General features: G+C 60.0%; 16 protein-coding genes. 8 read left to right on the plus strand and 8 right to left on the minus strand.

Annotated features, from left to right (window positions below):
• Positions 1-610: 610 nt before the first annotated feature.
• A complete protein-coding gene (gene topA, locus R6U20_RS02655; RefSeq protein ID WP_410336324.1) occupies positions 611-3,205 on the minus strand; it encodes a type I DNA topoisomerase in 2,595 nt (864 codons plus the stop codon).
• A 203-nt stretch (positions 3,206-3,408) separates the two neighbouring features.
• Entirely contained in the window at positions 3,409-4,035 is a 627-nt protein-coding gene (locus R6U20_RS02660; protein WP_410336325.1) for a ferritin-like domain-containing protein, read from the minus strand.
• Between the two features lie 298 nt (positions 4,036-4,333).
• Between R6U20_RS02660 and R6U20_RS02665 the strand changes: the two genes are divergently transcribed.
• Positions 4,334-4,675 carry a hypothetical protein gene (locus R6U20_RS02665; RefSeq protein ID WP_410336326.1) on the plus strand — a complete coding sequence of 114 codons (342 nt, stop codon included), beginning with the start codon at positions 4,334-4,336 and terminating at the stop codon, positions 4,673-4,675.
• Positions 4,676-4,794: 119 nt separating this feature from the next.
• On the opposite strand, the gene R6U20_RS02670 is transcribed toward R6U20_RS02665, so the two are convergent.
• Positions 4,795-6,039: an acyl-CoA dehydrogenase family protein gene (locus tag R6U20_RS02670; RefSeq protein ID WP_410336327.1), complete on the minus strand. Its 1,245-nt coding sequence runs from the start codon at positions 6,037-6,039 to the stop codon at positions 4,795-4,797.
• Positions 6,040-6,186: 147 nt separating this feature from the next.
• On the opposite strand from R6U20_RS02670, the gene R6U20_RS02675 reads away from it, so the two are divergent.
• Positions 6,187-6,699, plus strand: coding sequence for a hypothetical protein (locus R6U20_RS02675; protein ID WP_410336328.1), 513 nt, complete (start codon positions 6,187-6,189; stop codon positions 6,697-6,699).
• A gap of 29 nt (positions 6,700-6,728) precedes the next feature.
• Here R6U20_RS02675 and R6U20_RS02680 read toward each other — a convergent pair whose 3' ends face one another.
• The 5 genes from R6U20_RS02680 to R6U20_RS02700 form a co-directional block, all read right to left on the minus strand.
• The gene (locus R6U20_RS02680; protein ID WP_410336329.1) at positions 6,729-7,196 is read right to left on the minus strand and encodes a hypothetical protein; all 468 of its coding nucleotides are present in this window, start codon (positions 7,194-7,196) and stop codon (positions 6,729-6,731) included.
• 159 nt (positions 7,197-7,355) lie between these two features.
• The gene (gene nadA / locus R6U20_RS02685) at positions 7,356-8,348 is read right to left on the minus strand and encodes a quinolinate synthase NadA (protein ID WP_410336330.1); all 993 of its coding nucleotides are present in this window, start codon (positions 8,346-8,348) and stop codon (positions 7,356-7,358) included.
• A 32-nt stretch (positions 8,349-8,380) separates the two neighbouring features.
• Complete coding sequence (locus R6U20_RS02690) at positions 8,381-9,097, minus strand: ABC transporter ATP-binding protein (RefSeq protein ID WP_410336331.1); 717 nt, start codon at positions 9,095-9,097, stop codon at positions 8,381-8,383.
• A gap of 29 nt (positions 9,098-9,126) precedes the next feature.
• On the minus strand, positions 9,127-10,506 hold the full coding sequence (locus R6U20_RS02695) for a sigma-54-dependent transcriptional regulator (RefSeq protein WP_410336332.1): 1,380 nt from the start codon (positions 10,504-10,506) through the stop codon (positions 9,127-9,129).
• A gap of 123 nt (positions 10,507-10,629) precedes the next feature.
• Entirely contained in the window at positions 10,630-11,343 is a 714-nt protein-coding gene (locus R6U20_RS02700) for a hypothetical protein (RefSeq protein ID WP_410336333.1), read from the minus strand.
• 607 nt (positions 11,344-11,950) lie between these two features.
• On the opposite strand from R6U20_RS02700, the gene gap reads away from it, so the two are divergent.
• The 6 genes from gap to R6U20_RS02730 form a co-directional block, all read left to right on the plus strand.
• Positions 11,951-12,958: a type I glyceraldehyde-3-phosphate dehydrogenase gene (gene gap, locus R6U20_RS02705; RefSeq protein ID WP_410336334.1), complete on the plus strand. Its 1,008-nt coding sequence runs from the start codon at positions 11,951-11,953 to the stop codon at positions 12,956-12,958.
• Between the two features lie 87 nt (positions 12,959-13,045).
• Positions 13,046-14,251 carry a phosphoglycerate kinase gene (locus tag R6U20_RS02710; protein WP_410336335.1) on the plus strand — a complete coding sequence of 402 codons (1,206 nt, stop codon included), beginning with the start codon at positions 13,046-13,048 and terminating at the stop codon, positions 14,249-14,251.
• A gap of 199 nt (positions 14,252-14,450) precedes the next feature.
• On the plus strand, positions 14,451-15,356 hold the full coding sequence (locus tag R6U20_RS02715) for a mechanosensitive ion channel family protein (protein ID WP_410336336.1): 906 nt from the start codon (positions 14,451-14,453) through the stop codon (positions 15,354-15,356).
• A 126-nt stretch (positions 15,357-15,482) separates the two neighbouring features.
• Complete coding sequence (locus R6U20_RS02720; RefSeq protein ID WP_410336337.1) at positions 15,483-16,430, plus strand: ABC transporter ATP-binding protein; 948 nt, start codon at positions 15,483-15,485, stop codon at positions 16,428-16,430.
• 46 nt (positions 16,431-16,476) lie between these two features.
• Positions 16,477-17,304 carry a hypothetical protein gene (locus R6U20_RS02725; protein WP_410336338.1) on the plus strand — a complete coding sequence of 276 codons (828 nt, stop codon included), beginning with the start codon at positions 16,477-16,479 and terminating at the stop codon, positions 17,302-17,304.
• 132 nt (positions 17,305-17,436) lie between these two features.
• The coding region (locus tag R6U20_RS02730; protein WP_410336339.1) for a hypothetical protein at positions 17,437-18,470 on the plus strand (1,034 nt) is incomplete at its 3' end.

An 18,470-nucleotide genomic window follows, 5' to 3' on the forward strand; every position in this document is an offset into this window, starting at 1 on the left:
GTTCTCACATTGAGCACTGCCCTCTCCCCAAAGTCATCCCGGACGAAGCGGAGCGGAGATCCGGGATCTTCTTCGGGGTACCAAGCTCTCCTCAAACAAAATCGCCACGGATGACCAGGTAACGCACTTTCACTGTCCTACTTAGCTCCCCGGGGGAGAGGAGACAGAGGTGAGGGGGATGGGCCTGCAAAAACAAGCGCTTGGGGAGGTAAGATGCGGGAAGCGATTCCATCATCATTTCGAACCAGCACACCCATAGCCGGAGACTGCTTGTGCCCCCGGCGGTCTGTGCGCATCCCCCCCTCAGTCGCTGGCGCGACAGCTCCCCGCTTCAGGGGAGCGGGTTTGGGGCTTGACCTTCTTTCCTCGCACCTCAAGGTCATCCTGACGCCCCCGGCGGAAGGATCTCAACGCCCACCTCGCAACGTAGGGCATGACCTTCGGTGGAAGCCGGTAGACCCCGGATCAAGTCCGGGATGACGTGACCGGAAAGACGCTCCCTTCTCCGGGGCCGGCTCACGCGCTCGGACAGGTATGAAACCACGCTAAACAGGTACTGCAGCGCACTGCGTCCCTACACAAGGTATGGAGCAATGCGTGTCGTTGACGATTAGCTGTTTTTCGCCTTGATCAACTCGACCGCCTCCTCCATCGTGATGTCTTCGATGGTTTGGTCGTCGCTGAGCGAGGCATTGGTGCCGCTGTGCTTGACGTAGGGCCCGTAACGCCCGTCCCACACCTCAATCGTCTTGCCGGTTTCGGGGTGCTCGCCGAGCACGCGCTGCGGTTTGTTCTTCGCCTCTTTCTTCTCGATGAGCGCCATCGCGCGCTCCAGGTCGACCGTGAGCACGTCGTCGCTCTTTTTGAGGGAGGCGTAGGTATCCTTCGCTCCGGATTTGCGGTGACGCACAAACGGACCGTAGCGTCCAATTCCGGCCTCGATGGGATTGCCGGTTTCGGGATGCTCGCCCAACTCACGCGGCAGATTCATGATCTTGAGTCCCAGCTCGAAATCCACCTCGGCAGGGTCTACACCGGGCGGCAGCGACACGCGTTTCGGCTTGCCGGGCTGATCGTCCTCGCCCAACTGCATGTATGGGCCGTACGGCCCCGACTTCAGCAGCACGGGCATGTCGGCGTCGGGATGGATGCCGAGCGAGCGGTCGCCTTTGTTGGCTTCTTCCAAAATGTCTTTGAGCTTCTGGCGGGTGGTGTCGCCCGGCGCAAGGTCTTCCGGCAATGAAGCCGTGACGGTGTCTTCGGGGTCGTCGCTCTCTTCGAGCGGGCCTTCGACGTACGGTCCGTAGCGGCCTACGCGCACCACATACGGATCCCACTGCTCAGAGAAGTCGATCGTAGAGATGGCACGCGGGTCGATCTCTTCCTGACCGTCTTCCACGCGCGGCTGTACGCCGCCTTCGCCTAGGAAAAAGTCGCGCAGGTAGGGCTCTGGGTCTTTCTCACCAGTAGCGATGTGGTCGAGAATCTCCTCCATCTCGGCAGTGAAATGCACATCGACCAGCGGGTCAAACTGCGCCTCCATCAGGTTATTCGTGGCAAACGCCGTAAACGTGGGCACGAGCGCACTGCCCTCCTTGCGCACGTAGCCGCGCCGTTGAATGGTGCCAATGATGGATGCGTAGGTCGAGGGGCGCCCAATGCCTTCCTCCTCCAGCATCTTCACGAGCGAGGCCTCGGTGTAGCGCGAGGGCGGCTTCGTTTCGTGGCCCACCGGCTCCAGCGATCGTACGTTCAGCCCCTGGTCGTTGGTGCGGGCGGGGACCGACTCGTCGCCGACCGACAGGTCGGGCAGCGGCCGTTCGCGGTCTTCGAGGTCGGCTTCGGGGTCGTCGCTGCCTTCGACGTAGGCGCGCAAAAAGCCGGGAAACAGAATGGTCTTGCCCGAGGCGCGGAAGCGGGCCACGTCGTCGCTGCCTGCATCAATGTACACGTTGGTGTACTGGATGCGCGCGTCGGCCATCTGCGTAGCCACGGTGCGCTCCCAGATGAGGTCGTAGAGCCGCTTCTGCTGACCCGACAGCCCGATTTCGTCGCTGGTCTTCATCTCGTTCCCTGCGGGACGAATGGCCTCGTGCGCTTCCTGGGCGCTGTCGGACGAGGTGTATGTGCGCACGCTGTCGCTTAGGTAATCGCTTCCGTAGCGCGTTTCAATCGAGGAGCGGCTGGCGGCAATCGCCTCCTTCGACAGGTTTTTCGAGTCGGTACGCATGTACGTAATGTGGCCGTTCTCGTACAGCTTCTGCGCTACGCGCATGGTGCGGTTGGCCGTAAATCCGAGCTTGCGGCTGGCCTCCTGCTGCAACGTAGAGGTGATGAACGGCGGCGGCGGATTCTTGGTGCGGGTGCGGGTCTTCACATCCGCCACGCGCCACGGCTGGGTGGGCAGCGTGTCGGCAAGGGTCGTAGCCTGATCTTCCGAAAGCAAGAGCACGTCCTTACCTTCTTCGAGATCGTCTTTCAGGCGCCCCGTGTCCTGGTCGAAGTCGCGGCCCTGCGCCAGGCGCACATCGTTCAGATGCGTCATGTCGGCATCGAACGGAATGCCCGCTTTGGCGAGCTGGGCCTTCAGGTCCCAGTAGGTGGCGGGCACAAACGTGATGCGTTCTTTCTCGCGCATCACCAAGAGGCGTACCGCCACGCTCTGTACGCGTCCGGCAGACAGCTTCGGCTTGATCTTGCGCCAGAGGAGCGGCGAGATCGTGTAGCCCACCAGGCGGTCGAGGATGCGGCGGGTTTGCTGGGCTTCCACCAGGTTTTCGTCGATGTCGCGCGTGTTTTCGAGGGCGGCCTCGATGGCCTCCTGCGTGATCTCGTGGAAGACCATGCGCCGCACAGGTATATCCGGATTCAAGACCTCCAGCAGGTGCCATCCAATCGACTCGCCTTCGCGGTCTTCATCCGTAGCGATGTAAAGCTCATCGGCGTCGTCGAGCGCTTTTTGCAGTTGTTTGACGACATCGCGCTTCTTTTTAGAGATGACATAGAGCGGCTCGAACCCGTTGTCGATACGCACGCCCAGCCGCGACCACTCCTCGTCTTTGTATTTCGCGGGGATCTCGGAAGCAGAGGCAGGCAGGTCACGAATATGCCCCATACTGGCCTCAATCTGATACCCGCTTCGGGGCAGAAAATTACGGATAGTGCGGGCTTTGGTGGGCGATTCAACGACAACTAATCGCTTCATGAAGCGGAGGGAAAGTCAAACTCGATACGATACGCAAATTGCGTCTTGTGCACGCCTTGGCAACTTCAGGCGTTCCGTACGGGTCCGTCAACGTCGTGTGCCCCGCACTGAAAACAAACCCCTGCCCCTCATGCAAAACGAGAGGAGCAGGGGAAAAAAATCCCGAAGCACAAAGTCGATTCGGGCAGTGTGTTTGTACGGCGTTAGGCGTGGGCTGTCTTGGCCTCGGCGGGCACCTCCTCGGTACTCACTTCTGCGTCAAGACTCAACTCAAGCGAGTCCTCACCCAGGAAGTGGTCGATGTGGTGGGCCCGGTCTTCAGCTTTGGTCAGCACCTTCTCAAGCTGACGCTTGGTACCGTGATCGCCGTGCTCCAGCGCTACATCGATCGTGTCGCGCACCAGCGAGGAAAGTGTTGCCTCAGCGCGCAGGTCGTGCTTCAACATGTCGCGCAGGCGATACGTGCCTTCTGGCTCATGCGTTACATGCGAGAGCGCCGACTGGTTGGTGGGCGCGCACGTTGGGATGCCGCCCAGCGCTGTGATACGCTCGGCAATGCGGTCAATGTACTTGTGGAGCTCGGTGTAATGCTCCTCAAAGAACAGGTGCAGATCGCGGAACTGCGGGCCTTCCACCAGCCAATGATGCTTGTGGTACTGGTGGTACATGCTCCACATGGTCGATTGAATCTCGTCGAGCTTCGGGAGCAGGGCTTCCACAGCTTCGTCCGAGATCTCAACCGGATTCTCCTCGATCATTTGCTGCGGGCGCCACGGCTCGCCGTATTCATTCTGGCGGTCTTCTGGGGTTACAGGCGTTGATCCTTGCATAGCAGTTGGGCGTGTTTTGTGAGGAGAGGGCGTATGTGTGTTGGGTGGGCCTGAAGGTGCAGCTTAGCAGCCATGCGCTACAGCCTGACCCTAATTGTATTATAGTACACGTGCAAACGGGGTGCCAAGACCCCCGTGTTAGATACACGTAACACCGACTTGCGAATTTGTAACACCCCTGGTGCGTGTAGCGTCTGAAGGGCGCTTGTGGCGCGAAAAGTCGATCGCAATTTAATGCACTGGGGCGTATGTTGTAGCAACCTCTGTTATTCTGTCGGACCAACCTGCCAATTTACGTATGCTATTTCGTCTGATACGCTCAACCGTAGCTTGGGGGTGCGCAGGTGCTGCCGGAGCGGTTACGGCGTACTACCTCACCGAAACGGCGCGGGGCACCACAAGCGGTGCTCCCGGATACACCAAAGCCCTTTCGACGCTTGGCAAAACCACTGGCGGATCGATGCGCGAGGGGGTCTTCGTGCTCGGCGCTACCGCTGCTGTGAGCGGAGCGCTTGCCTATCGAATTGTTAGTCCTCCGGCGCTTGCGAACAATGAAGGGCACGCGTCGGAGACTACGGATGCAGCGGCCGATTCTGCGTCCGAAGAGCCGGCCTCAACGTCTGAAGACGAAGTGGCATAGCCGGGTGGTACTGTCGTATCCCCCAACAGCTCTTTCCTAAACGCCATGAACCACAAAACCGGGACGCTGCTCCAGAATGGGCGTCGTCTCGGCCTGTGGAGAACCGCAATCGGTGCGGATTACGCAAATGCGTTCAGTCCGGTAAGGTCTTGCCCCACCACGAGCGTATGCACCTCGTGCGTGCCTTCGTAGGTGATGACCGATTCAAGGTTGGCCATGTGGCGCATGACGGGATAGCGGCTCGTTACGCCGTCTCCGCCGAGCACCTGGCGGGCCGAGCGGGCCACCTCCAGCGCCATCTCGCAGTTGTTGCGCTTGGCCATGGACACCTGCTGAGGACGCATGGTGCCGTCGTCTTTGAGCGTGGCCAGACGCCAGTTCATAAGCTGCGCGCTTGTGATGGACTGCGCCATCTCGACCAGGCGCTCTTGTATCAGCTGAAACTGTCCAATGGGCTTGCCGAACTGGGTGCGGTTCATGGCGTGCTGGCGGGCCGCGTCGTAGCAGGCCTGGGCGGCGCCCACCACGCCCCACGCAATGCCGAACCGCGCCTGCGTGAGGCACGACAGCGGCGCGCCAAGTCCCTTGGCCTCGGGCAGGCGATTGCTGGCTGGGATCCTAACGTCGTTCAGGATGACTTCGGAGGTCACCGCCGCGCGCAGCGACCAGGTGTCGTCAATCGGAGGCGTTTCGACGCCGGGGCGGTCGAGCTCGACCAAGAAGCCGCGTACCACATCGTCTTCGTCTTTGGCCCAGATTACGGCAACATCGCCAATGGAGGCGTTGGTCGACCAGCGCTTGTGGCCGTTGAGCACGTAGTGGTCGCCCTGCTTTACGGCGCGGGTTTCCATGCCGCCCGGGTTGGAGCCATGATTGGGCTCGGTGAGACCGAAGCAGCCGATCTTTTCGGCCTGGGCCAGCGCGGGCAGCCACTGCTGTTTTTGCGCCTCGCTACCGTATCGCCAGATGGGATACATGACGAGCGAGCCCATCACCGAACAGAACGAGCGCAGTCCCGAGTCGCAGCGCTCCACTTCCTGCATCATCAGGCCATACACGATGTTGTTGTGTCCGCCGCCGCCATACTCGGCAGGCAGGTGCGGACCGATAAGGCCGAGCCGGGCGAATTCCGGAATCAGGTGCTTGGGAAAGGAGCGGTCGTGCGCATACGACTCGATGTTGGGCTCCACCTCGTTTGTGATGAATGTGCGGACGGCATCGCGTTGGGCCCGCTCTTCGTCGGAGAGCAGGCCATCCACATCAAAGAAATCGACCGGTGCAAAGTCGGCAGCGCGGTAGGTATCGCTCTGCGAAATAGCAGGAGCGGAGGTAGGCGCTTCAGTAGCAGGAGCAGAAGAGGGCATACGACAGAGGGGTTCGTGAGTAGATACAGGACACGGCGGATGAACTACCGCCCGGTATGAGGCATATATGCGGAAGCCGTTGCGCATGAACAAGGTAACGGCTCCGTTCGATAAACCCCTACCGCTTCACGAAGTTTACCTGTGCTCATGACACTTCTTCGCCGCTGCATTGGAACTGCTCTGCTTGTTGCCCTACTCGGGGCGCTGTGCATTCCCACCACTGCGCATGCTCAGGAGCAACCCCGTGTGGGACTTGGGTTTAACACGCTCATTAGCACCGAAGATGGATTTGGGCCGGGTGTGCGGCTGCGGGTGTCCTCGCCGGTGAACCGTGATCTGTCGGTGGCCATTGGTTCAGGCTTTACGGGATACGTGTTGGGCGGGCGTGACGAAGCCGCGTACGCGGTTGATCCGCAGGTATCGCTTATCGTAACCCGCACTGATACCCCCACGCAGGGCACGTACTTCATGGGAGGCGCCGGTGCTTACCTGCCTATCAACACTGAAGATAGCAATGCCGCCCCAACGATCCATCTGGGCATGGGGCGCGTGTGGATGCTGCAAGACACTTCACTGTTTGCCGAGTTCGACCCGGCACTTGTTATTGGCGAATCGGCAGCAGCCGGGCTGTTCTCTTTCCGTTTCGGCGTTATTTTTTAGGGAGATGCGCAGGAACTGCCTGAACACAGCTACACTGTATCCATGACGGCCTGCGCGCGCTCCGATGTCTGCGGCTCTTGGGTTGGAACGTACTCGGGATGCGCATGCTTCGTGATGTAGTGGTCAAGATATGACGCCGCCACCTCGGCCTCCTCTTCGGCACTGCACAGGTAGTATTCTTGCTTGTACGGCTTTTCCCACTGACTCGGGAAAAACAGCGTGCGATACTGCGGGGTTGACAGCCCAAGCACCTTGCCCGCCTCATTCCACAGCCGACCGCCGGTATGAAAGCCGCCGTGCAGCAGCAGTTCGCGTTCGGTGTACGTGCCTGCCTCTAAGAGCACGTGCCCGGCAATGCAACATGTGAATCCACGCGGCTCGGCGCCCGTGCTCCTCACAGCCTGTTCGTTGCGAGCAAACGCCCACTGCGCCAGGCAGAAGCGCTCAGGACGGTAGACAATGGTGCGTCGGACGGTCTCCAGCAGTTGAACGTTCATAAACGTCGGGAAGCAAGTGAACGGAGTTGGAATCTCCACAGCACGCATGCAGAACATGTGCCGGGCGGAGCTATGAATTATATGTAGCGCTTTAACGCCTGCCGGGCGCGGTCGTTCGCCAGGTGGCAATCGAAGCGTTGTGCACTGTGTTTACGTATGTTACTTGATGCCCGCACTCATCTCCATCATGCGTTGAATGGGAACCAGGGCTTGCTGGCGTACTGACTCTTCCATCGTGATTTCGGGCGCTTCGTGCTCCAGGCACAGGTACAGCTTCTCGATGGTGTTGAGCCGCATGTGGGGGCACTGGCTACAGTTGCATCCGCTTTCGGGCGGAGCCGGAATGAGCGTATTGCCGGGGTTGTCTTTTTCCATCTGATGCAAGATCCCTTCCTCGGTGGCCACAATAAACGTGGCGGGCCCATTGTCGCGGGCATAGCGGCGGATCTGACTGGTGGAGCCCACAAAGTCGGCATGCTGCAACACCGCGTCGCGGCACTCGGGATGCGCCAGAATCTCGGCGTCGGGATGCTCAGCCGAACGGCGCAGCAGCTTGCGCTCGCTAAAGGTTTCGTGCACAATACAGACGCCGTCCCAGAGCACCATATCACGCCCGGTTTCGCGTATCAGGTACGCGCCCAGGTTGCGATCGGGCGCAAACAGGATCGGCTCGTCTTCGGGCAGCTGCTCAATGATGTGTGCTGCGCTCGACGAGGTACAGATGATGTCGCTCAGCGCCTTCACCGCCGCCGAACTGTTTACGTACGTGATGACCGTGTGGTCGGGATGTTGCTCGCAGAACGCCTCGAACTTATCGGGCGGACACGTATCGGCCAGCGAGCAGCCGGCGTTTAGGTCGGGCAGCAGCACTGTTTTTTCGGGATTCAGAATCTTCGCCGTCTCCGCCATAAAGTGAACGCCGGCGAAAACGATGATCTCCGCATCGGTGTTAGCGGCCTCCCGCGCCAGACCCAGCGAGTCGCCCACAAAATCGGCCAGGTCTTGAATGGCCGACTCCTGATAGTAGTGCGCCAGCAGAATAGCGTTCTTGGCCGACTTTAAGCGTTCGATTTCGGCATACAGATCGAGACCAGAATCTACCGGCGCATCAACAAAACCAAGCGCCGGGTTGGCAAGGGTAGAAGCAGGCATGAGAAGGAGTGGGGGTGTCGAGGAAGGCGCCGCTACGAGGCGGAATCGAAGGCAGAATCGGGGAGTGTAGTTTCATGCAGGCGGCCATGCTCCAGCCGCAGCACGCGGTCGGCAATAGCAGCAAGCGCTGGGGTGTGGGTTACAAGCACAAAGGTTTGTCCGGTTTCGCGGCGCAAGGTTTCAATCTCGTTATGCAGCGGGGCCGCCGTGCGTGCATCGAGGTTGCCTGTGGGTTCGTCTAAGAGCACCAGATCGGGCGCATTCATGAGCGCACGGGCAATGGCCACGCGCTGTTTTTCGCCACCAGAGAGCGTAGCGGGTTGCTGGGCAGCGCGGTCGGCGAGTCCGAGCATATCAAGGAGCGCCCGAGCCCGCTCGTTTGCCTCGCTTATGGGGCGCCCCTGAATCCGCGCGGGCATGGTCACGTTCTCCAGCGCGTTAAACTCGGGCAGCAGGTGGTGAAACTGAAAGACAAAGCCAATGGTCTGATTCCGAAACGTCGAAAGCGCTTCGTCATCCATGGTAAACACGTCGCGTTCGCGAATACGCACAGTGCCGCTGGTAGGCCGGTCGAGTCCGCCTAAAATGTGAAGCAACGTGCTCTTTCCGGATCCGCTCTCGCCCATGACCGCCACAATTTCGCCGGATGCAACCTGCACATCCAGGTCGTGCAGCACCGTGAGCTCCTGGGGCGTATCCGCACCGAAGGTTTTGGTAAGACCCGAAACGTCAACCAGGGGAGCAGACATAGGCAGGCAGAAGGCAGGGCAAGAGGCCGTTACTCGTCGCGTTCGATGCCGTACTTGTTGAGCTTGTTGTAGAGGTGCGACCGCTGAATGCCAATCGTTTCGGCGGTCTGGCTCACGTTCCAGTCGTGCTCATCCAGCTTGTGTTGAATGAACAGCTTCTCGAACTGATCGCGTGCGTCGCTAAACGCGTCGTAGGTATGGATCAGGTCGTAGGTAGGCCCGCTACTGGAGGTTTGCGGACCCATGCAGCGCTGCACGTCATCGGCATCGACGGTGTCGCCATCGGTCAAGATAAGAATGCGCTCCAGTACGTTGTGCAGCTCGCGCACATTGCCGCGCCACTCGTAGCGTTGGAGCGCTTTGAGGGCGTCATCCGACAGTGTTTTCGGGGGGATGCCATTGCGCTGCGCCAGGCGGTCGGCCATGTGCTCGGTGATGAGCGGGATGTCGCCCCGCCGTTCGCGCAGAGGAGGCACGTCGATCAGGATGACGCCGATGCGATGATACAGATCTTCGCGAAAGTTACCCTCCTCGATCTCTTCTTGTAGATTCTTGTTGGTGGCCGCAATGACCCGCACATCCACCTCAACGGTTCGCGTGCCGCCCACGCGCTGAATCTTGTGCTCTTGCAGCACGCGCAGCACCTTGGCCTGGGCTGAGAGGCTCATGTCGCCAATCTCGTCGAGGAAGAGCGTGCCGCCGTGGGCCTGCTCAAATTTCCCGATGCGCTGCTGCGTGGCTCCGGTGAAGGCGCCCTTTTCGTGTCCAAAAAGCTCGCTCTCGATGAGTTCGCTGGGAATGGCTGCGCAGTTGACCTCAACCATGGGCTCGTCGCTCCGGTTAGACTTGCGGTGCACCCAGCGGGCTACGAGTTCCTTTCCGGTTCCGTTTTCGCCCGTGATGAGCACGCGGGCCTCGGTCGGGGCCACGCGGTCAATGGTATTCTTGATATCGGCAATGGCCGGACTCTCCCCTACGATGGGTGTTAGGTCGCCCGTGCTTGTTTCGGTGATGGTCTGGCGCATGCGGCGATTCTGCGTTTCGAGTTCGCCGCGGTCGAGCGCATTGCGCACCGTAAGCAGGAGCCGGTTCAGGTCGGGCGGCTTCTCGATGAAATCATAGGCGCCCAGCTTGGTGGCCTCTACCGCGGTTTCGACGGTGCCGTGCCCGCTAATCATGACCACGGGCAGATTGGGACGCTCGGTGCTGAGGGTTTCCAGCACCTCCATGCCGTCGCGTTTGGGCATTTTTACGTCGAGGAGCACCAGGTCGTACGAATGGGACTGGGCCATGTCGAGCGCCTCTTCGCCATCGGAGGCCTGCTCAACGGTGTAGTCTTCGTACTCCAGAATCTCGCGCAGCGTGCGTCGGATGCTGGCCTCGTCGTCAACTACGAGAATCGTGGCCATAACGTTATGGTAGCGGGAAACGCAAGAGAGTAACCGACCAAGTACAGACCGCCTGTAAAGAAACAGCGGTCCAGGCCGTCAGGTGCACGTTGCCACCCATGTGCACAACAACGACCCTACGTGCTACGATGCCGACTGTGCTTGTTTGGCTTCGACCCGAGCCAGGTGGCGCTCCACCTCTTCCGCCTGGGGCGAGTCGGCGTAGTCGTCTTGAATTTTGGCATACGCGCTCCGTGCATCCGAGAGGTTACTGGCCTGCTCATGGGCACGCCCCGCACTGACCAGGTACTGTGGGGAGATGTGACCGCTTTCGGCGTAGGAGGCCGCCTGCTCGTACAGATTTGCGGCTTCAGCATAGTCGCCCCGGTCTTCAAGAATGGACGCTTCGGCAGCGAGGGCACTTGCGCCCACCAGGTCGCGGTCTTCATCGAAGCGTTGCAGGTACGAGAGCGCCTCTTCGGGCATGTCGGTGCGCAGGTACGCATTGGCTACGTAGAACGTGGCCAGGTTTCCAGCGTCGGTGCCGCTGTAGGTGTCTGCAATTTCGAGCAGCCCCATACGGTCTTCCGTTCCTTGCAGGGCGCGTTCGTAATCGCCCGAAGCGTACACACGCTCAATCTGGCCCAGGTGCTCTTGCGCCTCCGCCTCGGTCTGTTGCGCATTCCACAGGTAAAACCCAACGGCTGCAAGCACCACGATCAGTCCCGCGCCGGCAGCGTATATGGTCTTCTTGTTCTCCTCGAAGAAGAGAATGCTGCGGGCGTACAGATCGATAATCGAGTTGGAGCGCAGCTCTTTACGACGCGAGGAAGTTTCAGGGGTCTTAAGCGCAGACATACAAGACAGACGGTTCAACAGAAAGATAATTACGCGAAGCACGCGGGCACAGCGCGACTCACATCAGCTCATGTCGAGCAATATGAAAGCCCAGAGAGCAAAGGCACATGCTCTCTGAGTGCCATGAATGTGGCGGGTATGGCACCCCATAAGCAAGACATGGAAGCAGAGAATGTTTCTGTGGACATTGCGTATGGCATCTCGATTCCAACAGTAGTTGCACCCTTCCTAAATAATTTGCACCTTAGTGTCGGCACAGGCTCTGCACATACGTCCCACAGGTCCACGCGCCCCAGACTGCCCAGAGATGCGCTGTATGGAGCCTCCCTGTAGTAGTGATCAGTGCCACGTGCAGCCCCCTCCTAAAGGATACACTGAACATTGCGTATCCGTACGGGTGCATGTTGTGGTGCATGCAGCGCTCAGAAGTTGTTCAATTTAGGCGCTGCGCACTGTAGTATGCCGCAGCATTGGCCCAAGCATCCCACAACAAGGCCGGTTGGCGGCGCATCGGGTGCAGTGTCGGGGGCGTCTTGTCGTATAGAGGCGCACTCATAGCATTGCCCTTTGCATCCTCAATGATTTCTCACCTAAGACCATCTCACTCATGGCTACTACACTCGGTATCAACGGATTTGGCCGCATTGGCCGTCTGGTACTGCGCTCTATTGTGGAGCGAGGCGATACGGACTTTGAGATCGTGGGCATCAACGATCTGACACCAGCTGCTACCCTGGCGCATCTGATGCAGTATGACTCGGTTCATGGCACGCTGGATGCGGACGTTTCGCATACCGACGATAGCATCACCGTTGGCGACATTACCTTCCCCGTATTCAACGAAAAAGACCCGGCGAACCTGCCGTGGGACGATGTAGGATGCGATATCGTCATCGAATCGACGGGACTGTTTCGCACGCGCGAGGACGCTGGGAAGCACCTGGAAGCGGGTGCCAAAAAAGTGATCATCAGCGCCCCAGCGAAAAGCGAGATCGATGCTACCGTCGTGCTTGGCGTCAATGAAGACGCATTGACTGGTGATGAGGAGATCATCTCCAACGCCAGTTGCACGACCAACTGTCTGGCGCCCATGGCAAAGGTCATTGACGATGCCTTCGGCCTGAAGCACGGCTTGATGACCACGATCCACGCGTACACCGCCTCGCAGAACATTCTGGACGGTCCGCACAGCGACCTGCGCCGCGCACGTACCGCCGCTGCATCCATCATCCCCACGTCAACAGGCGCTGCCAAAGCAGTTGGGTTGGTGCTTCCCGAGCTTGACGGCAAACTCGACGGTATGGCCATGCGCGTGCCCATCCCCGACGGCTCCATTACCGACCTTACGGTGCACGTAGACGACGTGCCGTCGATTGAGGCGGTGAACGAAGCCTTCCAGGAAGCAGCCGCAGGCCGTATGAAGGGTGTACTTGAATACAGCGAGGCTCCGCTCGTATCGGCTGACATCATTCACAACCCGCACTCCTGCATCTATGACGCCCCATCGACGATGGTCACGGGCGAGATGATCAAGCTGACGGGTTGGTACGACAACGAATGGGGCTATTCCTGCCGTCTTGCAGACCTGGCTTCCAAAATGGCCTCGCTTTCTTAATGAGCGATTGGCTGCACACGCGCCGGGGCGTCCACCCACGTCCCGGCGATTTTGTTTTCTGCTCGTAACACGTTTCCCCCCTCCGTCATGAAAAAGCTCACCCTCGACGCTGTGAACGTGCAGGGCAAGCGCGTGCTCATTCGCGTCGATTTTAACGTTCCGCTTACTCATAACGATGACACAAACCGCCCTACCGTAGCCGATGACACCCGGATTCGGGCCGCGCTGCCTACCATCCGGCATGTGCTCGACAAGGGCGGAAAAGCCATCCTCATCAGCCATCTGGGTCGTCCCGGCGGATCGCCAGATCCTGACCTGAGCCTGGCCGCGGTGGCCGATCATCTCGACACACTTATTGAGGAGCGGGTGCGCTTCTCCAGCAACACCACCGGCGATGCCGTGCAAGAAGCTATCGACGGCATGGGTACTGGGTGCGTGATCCTCCTCGAAAACACCCGCTTCGATTCGGGCGAGAAAGCCAATAGTGACGAATTCGCAGATGGGCTGGCCGCGCTGGCCGATATTTATGTGAACGATGCCTTCGGCGCTGCGCACCGCGCCCATGCCTCTACCGCTGGGGTAGCCACCCGCGTGCAGCCCGCCGTGATGGGCCGCCTCATGGAAAAAGAGGTCAAGGTGCTTACGCAAGTCCGCGACAACCCCGAATCTCCCATGGTGGCCATTCTGGGGGGGGCCAAAGTATCCGACAAGATGGGTACGGTACGGCGCCTCTCTCAAAACGCCTCGCACATTCTTATCGGAGGCGCCATGACGTACACCTTCATGAAAGCGCTGGGCCAGGATGTGGGCGGCTCACTTGTTGAAGAAGACCGCCTGCAGCAGGCCGAGACCCTGGCCGATGAAGCCGGCTCAGTGCTGCACCTGCCCCAAGACCACGTGTACGCGGCCTCTATTGAAGACGAAACGCCAGCGGGCGTGGCCGAAGGCAGCATTCCGAATGGGCAGTTGGGGCTCGATATTGGTCCGGCCACGGTCAAAGCATACTCCGACTATATTGCCGAAGCCAAAACGATCATCTGGAACGGACCCATGGGCGTCTTTGAAACCGATTCCTTCGCCCAAGGCACCCTGGCGATTGCCGAGGCTGTAGCCGAAGCAACCGACAACGGGGCGTTCTCGGTCGTAGGCGGAGGCGACTCGGTGTCTGCCCTCAACGTGTCGGGCAAGGCAGCCCGCATCAGCCACGTTTCCACCGGCGGGGGCGCCATGCTGCAGTTGCTGGAAGGCGCTTCCCTCCCCGGCGTTGACGCCCTCACCGATGCAGATGTATAACCGCACGTCTGCCCTCTTTGAGTCTGTTTTGAGCTCTTACTTTGGGCTTCGAGCGGCTTCAATGGCCTGCCTCCCCAAACAGGCCCCGAGGCCGTAGGTCCTGCCTGTAGGGCTGCGCAACGAGGCAACCTGTGCCGTCTGCAACGGCGTATGTCCTCACTCTTTTTCTCTTCCCCAACCCCCTGCATTTATGGACCCTATGAGTACGGCATTTTGGCTTCCGCTGGCTGCATCAGCCGGGCGCATTCTCGTTATTCTTACGCTTGCGTTTCTGGGCATCAAAGCTGTCGACCGCCTCATTGATCGGTGGAAACGACGGGTGGAAGACTTGCCGCCACTCAATCCTAAGCGCCAGCGCACCTACACGCTCAGCAGCCTCATTGGATCTACCGCCCGCTACATCGTATGGCCGCTGGCTGTCATTATGGTGCTTAGCGAGCTGAACATGGATATCGGCGCGCTGCTGGCCACCGCCGGTATTGCCGGACTCGCCATCGGCTTTGGTGCGCAGACCCTCGTGCGCGATGTCATCTCGGGCATCTTCCTGCTGTTCGACGACACGCTGCACGTCGGCGATTCGGTGCGCATCGGCAGCGAGGTGGGCACCGTCGAAGAGGTCAACATTCGCCTCATTAAGGTGCGCAAGTTCGACGGCGAAATGCTCATGGTGCCCGCAGGCGAGTTGCGCACCTTCGGCAACCGCAGCATCACCTTTAGCCGTATCGTAGTGCCAGTGGGGCTGTCGTACGAGCAGGATATCGACAGCATCTTGCCCGTTATGCAGCGCGTGGCGGATGCCTGGGTAGCCGAGCAAGACCCTGCCATCTTGGTGGATGAAGAGGCATCCGTCCAGGCCATCAATGAGTTTACAGACTCAACCGTCACTGCCCGTATCGTTATGCGTGTCAAACCCGGCGAGCAGTTCGCTGCCGAGCGGGAGCTGCGCCTGCGCCTGAAGCGCGAATTCGACCGCCTCGGCATCGAAATTCCGTTCCCACGCCGCACCGTCTACACCCGTACCGAAGATGACCTGCCCCCACCCACAATTGCCGACAATGCCTCGGCCAGCAACGCCGACAAGTCCGACGCCGACGGAGCCGACTAATACCAGCTCCGCAGGCTTCGTTGGTGTATGGAGGGATGCCGCAATGCGGCATCCGGATTGGGGACAATGGCCCCTTTGTACAACTGAGCCGCTACCCGCTTTTTTTAGCACCGCTTACTCGTGTCCATGCCCGACGCTATCACCGTTCACGGATTGCAAAAAACCTACCGGAGTGGACTCCTGCGGTCCACAACGGTTGAAGCCCTGCGTGGAATCGACCTGACCCTGGAGCCCGGCCGCGTCTTCGGGCTGCTTGGTCCCAACGGGGCTGGAAAAACCACGCTGGTCAAGATTCTGCTGGGCATTGTGCATGCCACAGCCGGCAACGCGCAGCTGTTTGGGACTCCGACAACCGACCATCAGGCCCGGGAACGCGTTGGGTATCTGCCTGAAAAACATACGTTTCCTGAACTGCTCACCGCTACGCAGATGCTCGATGTGTACGGACGCATGAGCCGCGTATCCCCCGAACAACGCGCCGAGCGCATCCCTGACCTGCTGGATAAGGTGGGGCTGGCTGCCGAGGCCAATCGGAAGATTGGCACCTTCTCGAAGGGCATGCTTCAGCGTGTGGGGCTGGCGCAAGCGCTCATAAACGACCCCGATCTGCTTTTCCTTGACGAGCCCACCGACGGCGTAGACCCGGTGGGCCGCCGCGCCATCCGCGACCTGCTGGTGTGGCTGCGCGACGAAGGTACGACCATCTTTATCAACTCACATCTGCTCTCGGAAGTCGAAAAAGTGTGCGGCGAGGTCGCCATCATGAACGAAGGGAAGTTGGTGAAGCAAGGTGCCATCTCGGATCTTACCGCGGTAGAGCGCGAGTACCGCATCACCTGCACGCCGCTGCCCAACGCCTTGCCCGAACCCGTACGTGCGCAGCTTATCACGCTCGACGATGACCACGCTCCCGAAGGGCTCACTGCCTGGCGCATCGCCGCCGATTCGCGCTCCGATCTCAACGCGGCGCTCGACACGCTCCGCCAACACGACGTAGAACTGGAAGCCGTAGAACCCATCCGCCGCTCGCTCGAAGACTACTTCATCGACGTAGTCGCTCCGCCAACGGCCTGACCCTCTCGCCCTCATTCCGCTGTTGTCTCACCCGTTCCGCCGCGTTATGCAACCCACGCTCGGCCTCATTTACCTTACATTTCGCGAGCTCTGGGCCAAAAAGATTGTGCTGGGCCTCTTCGTGATGAGTTCCCTCATCCTGGTGATGGTCGCCTTTGCCCTCAACCTGGATGTCGTCGACGGCTCGCTGTCTGGACTCCGCCTCTTTGGGCAGTCGCCCGACGGGATGGGCGATCTTTCATTGGAACGCCTGGTGTTTGGCGTTGAAGCCGCTGTGGCTGGCGCCGCGTACTGGATTGGCATCCTGCTGGCCCTGTTTGCCACCGCTCCGCTGATTGTGTCGATGATGGAGCGCGGCCACATCGATCTGTTGCTGTCCAAACCCATGTCGCGTCCCACCCTCTTCCTGAGCCACGTGGCGGGCGTCTGGCTCGCCGTAGCCGTGCTGACTCTCTACCTGCTGGGCGGCGTGTGGATCATTATGTCGATCAAAACCGGCGTGTGGAACGGCTCCTTCCTGATCTCGATTGGCCTCGTCGTTCTCATGTTCGGGGTCATGTACAGCACCGTAGCACTCATGGGCGTATGGACGGAAAGCACCGCGCTGGCGCTCATTGTAAGCTATGGACTCATCTTTGCCTCGCTCGTACTGGCGGGACACGAAGCCATTGTCGAAGAAATGGGGCTGGTCGGGTCTTCTGCATTCAACGTGCTCTACCACATCCTGCCCAACTTTGCCGAAGTCACCACCATGGTCGCGAACCTGTCGCGGGCCGAAGCGGTCTCCTCGTGGTATCCGCTCACCTCGTCGGTGCTCTTTGGAGGGGTGATCTATGCACTGGCCATCTGGCAGTTTGCCCGCCGCGACTTTTGAGCACGTGCCGCGTATCCCACAGCCACAGGATCTCCCGCGATCCAGCAAACGGCCCTGTAACAACAACACGTGCACATTCGTCTGGTGGGTGATGCGCTTGATTCGTTCTCCGACCCACGCCCCTGCCTACTTATGACGTCTCGCACTCGCCTCTCACCGGGACTGCCCATGCTGGCAGCACTGCTCATTGCCCTTGGTACGCTCGCCGGGTGTGGCCCCAACCCGCCTGAACCCTCCTCCGATACGCTCGACGCGCTCTCGGTCTTTCCGGCTGACGTGCAAAGCGTGTCGATGATCGACCTGCAACGCCTGAAGGAAGACGCTGGCATCTCGTTCTTTGGCGAGCGCGGCATCCAGATCACCCTGCTCGACAGCGATGTCGTGTTCGATCCGCTCTCAAGCGAGCAGCGAGCTGACCTGGAGGCCTTCATCGAGGCCTCGGGCTTTAATCCCGACACCGATCTGCAGTCGGTGTACGTGGCCACCTCGCCCATGGGCGAAACCGTTGAAATGGAGGCCCCGCTGCTGGTGCTCAACGCGCAGTTTGAACGCGACCGCCTGGCGGCCTCACTTGCCGACGCAACCGACCTTGTGACCCCGGTCGACACCGAGGGCGACATCCCCGTGTTTAGCTTTGCTGATGCCGAGCGAAACGCTAACGCAGCGCGTGCCGACGATCGCCGCATGGCCCTGCTCGACAACCGACGCATCGCCATCGGAAGCCCCGCCGACATTGATGCGCTGCTCGACCGCACGCAATCAGGAACCGGCGGATTCGAAGCCAGCGCCGACGACCGGGAGCTGATTGGCTATGCGTCGGCCAGCAACGCGGCGTGGTCGGTGATCCTTACCATGCCCGAGCAGATGGATAACCTGGGGGAAATGCTCGACGGCGATGCAAGCACCTGGCAGGAGCGCATCGCTCGCGTGGCTTCCATCACGCAGCAGGCCGGGCTGGGCATCTCGCTTACGTCCGAGGACGTAGACGCACGTCTTACGCTGGTTGCCAATGACGACGCCAGCGACGTGAGCAGCCTGCTACGGGGCTTGTCCTCGGGCGCGCAGTCGTACAGCGACATTTCAGAGACACAGCGCACCTTCTTGCAAGACCTGGAGATCAACGACACCGGCCGCTTTGTGCATATCGATATGCATACTACGCAGCG

This window comes from Longimonas sp., from assembly GCF_046498435.1.
Lineage (GTDB): Bacteria > Bacteroidota > Rhodothermia > Rhodothermales > Salinibacteraceae > Longimonas.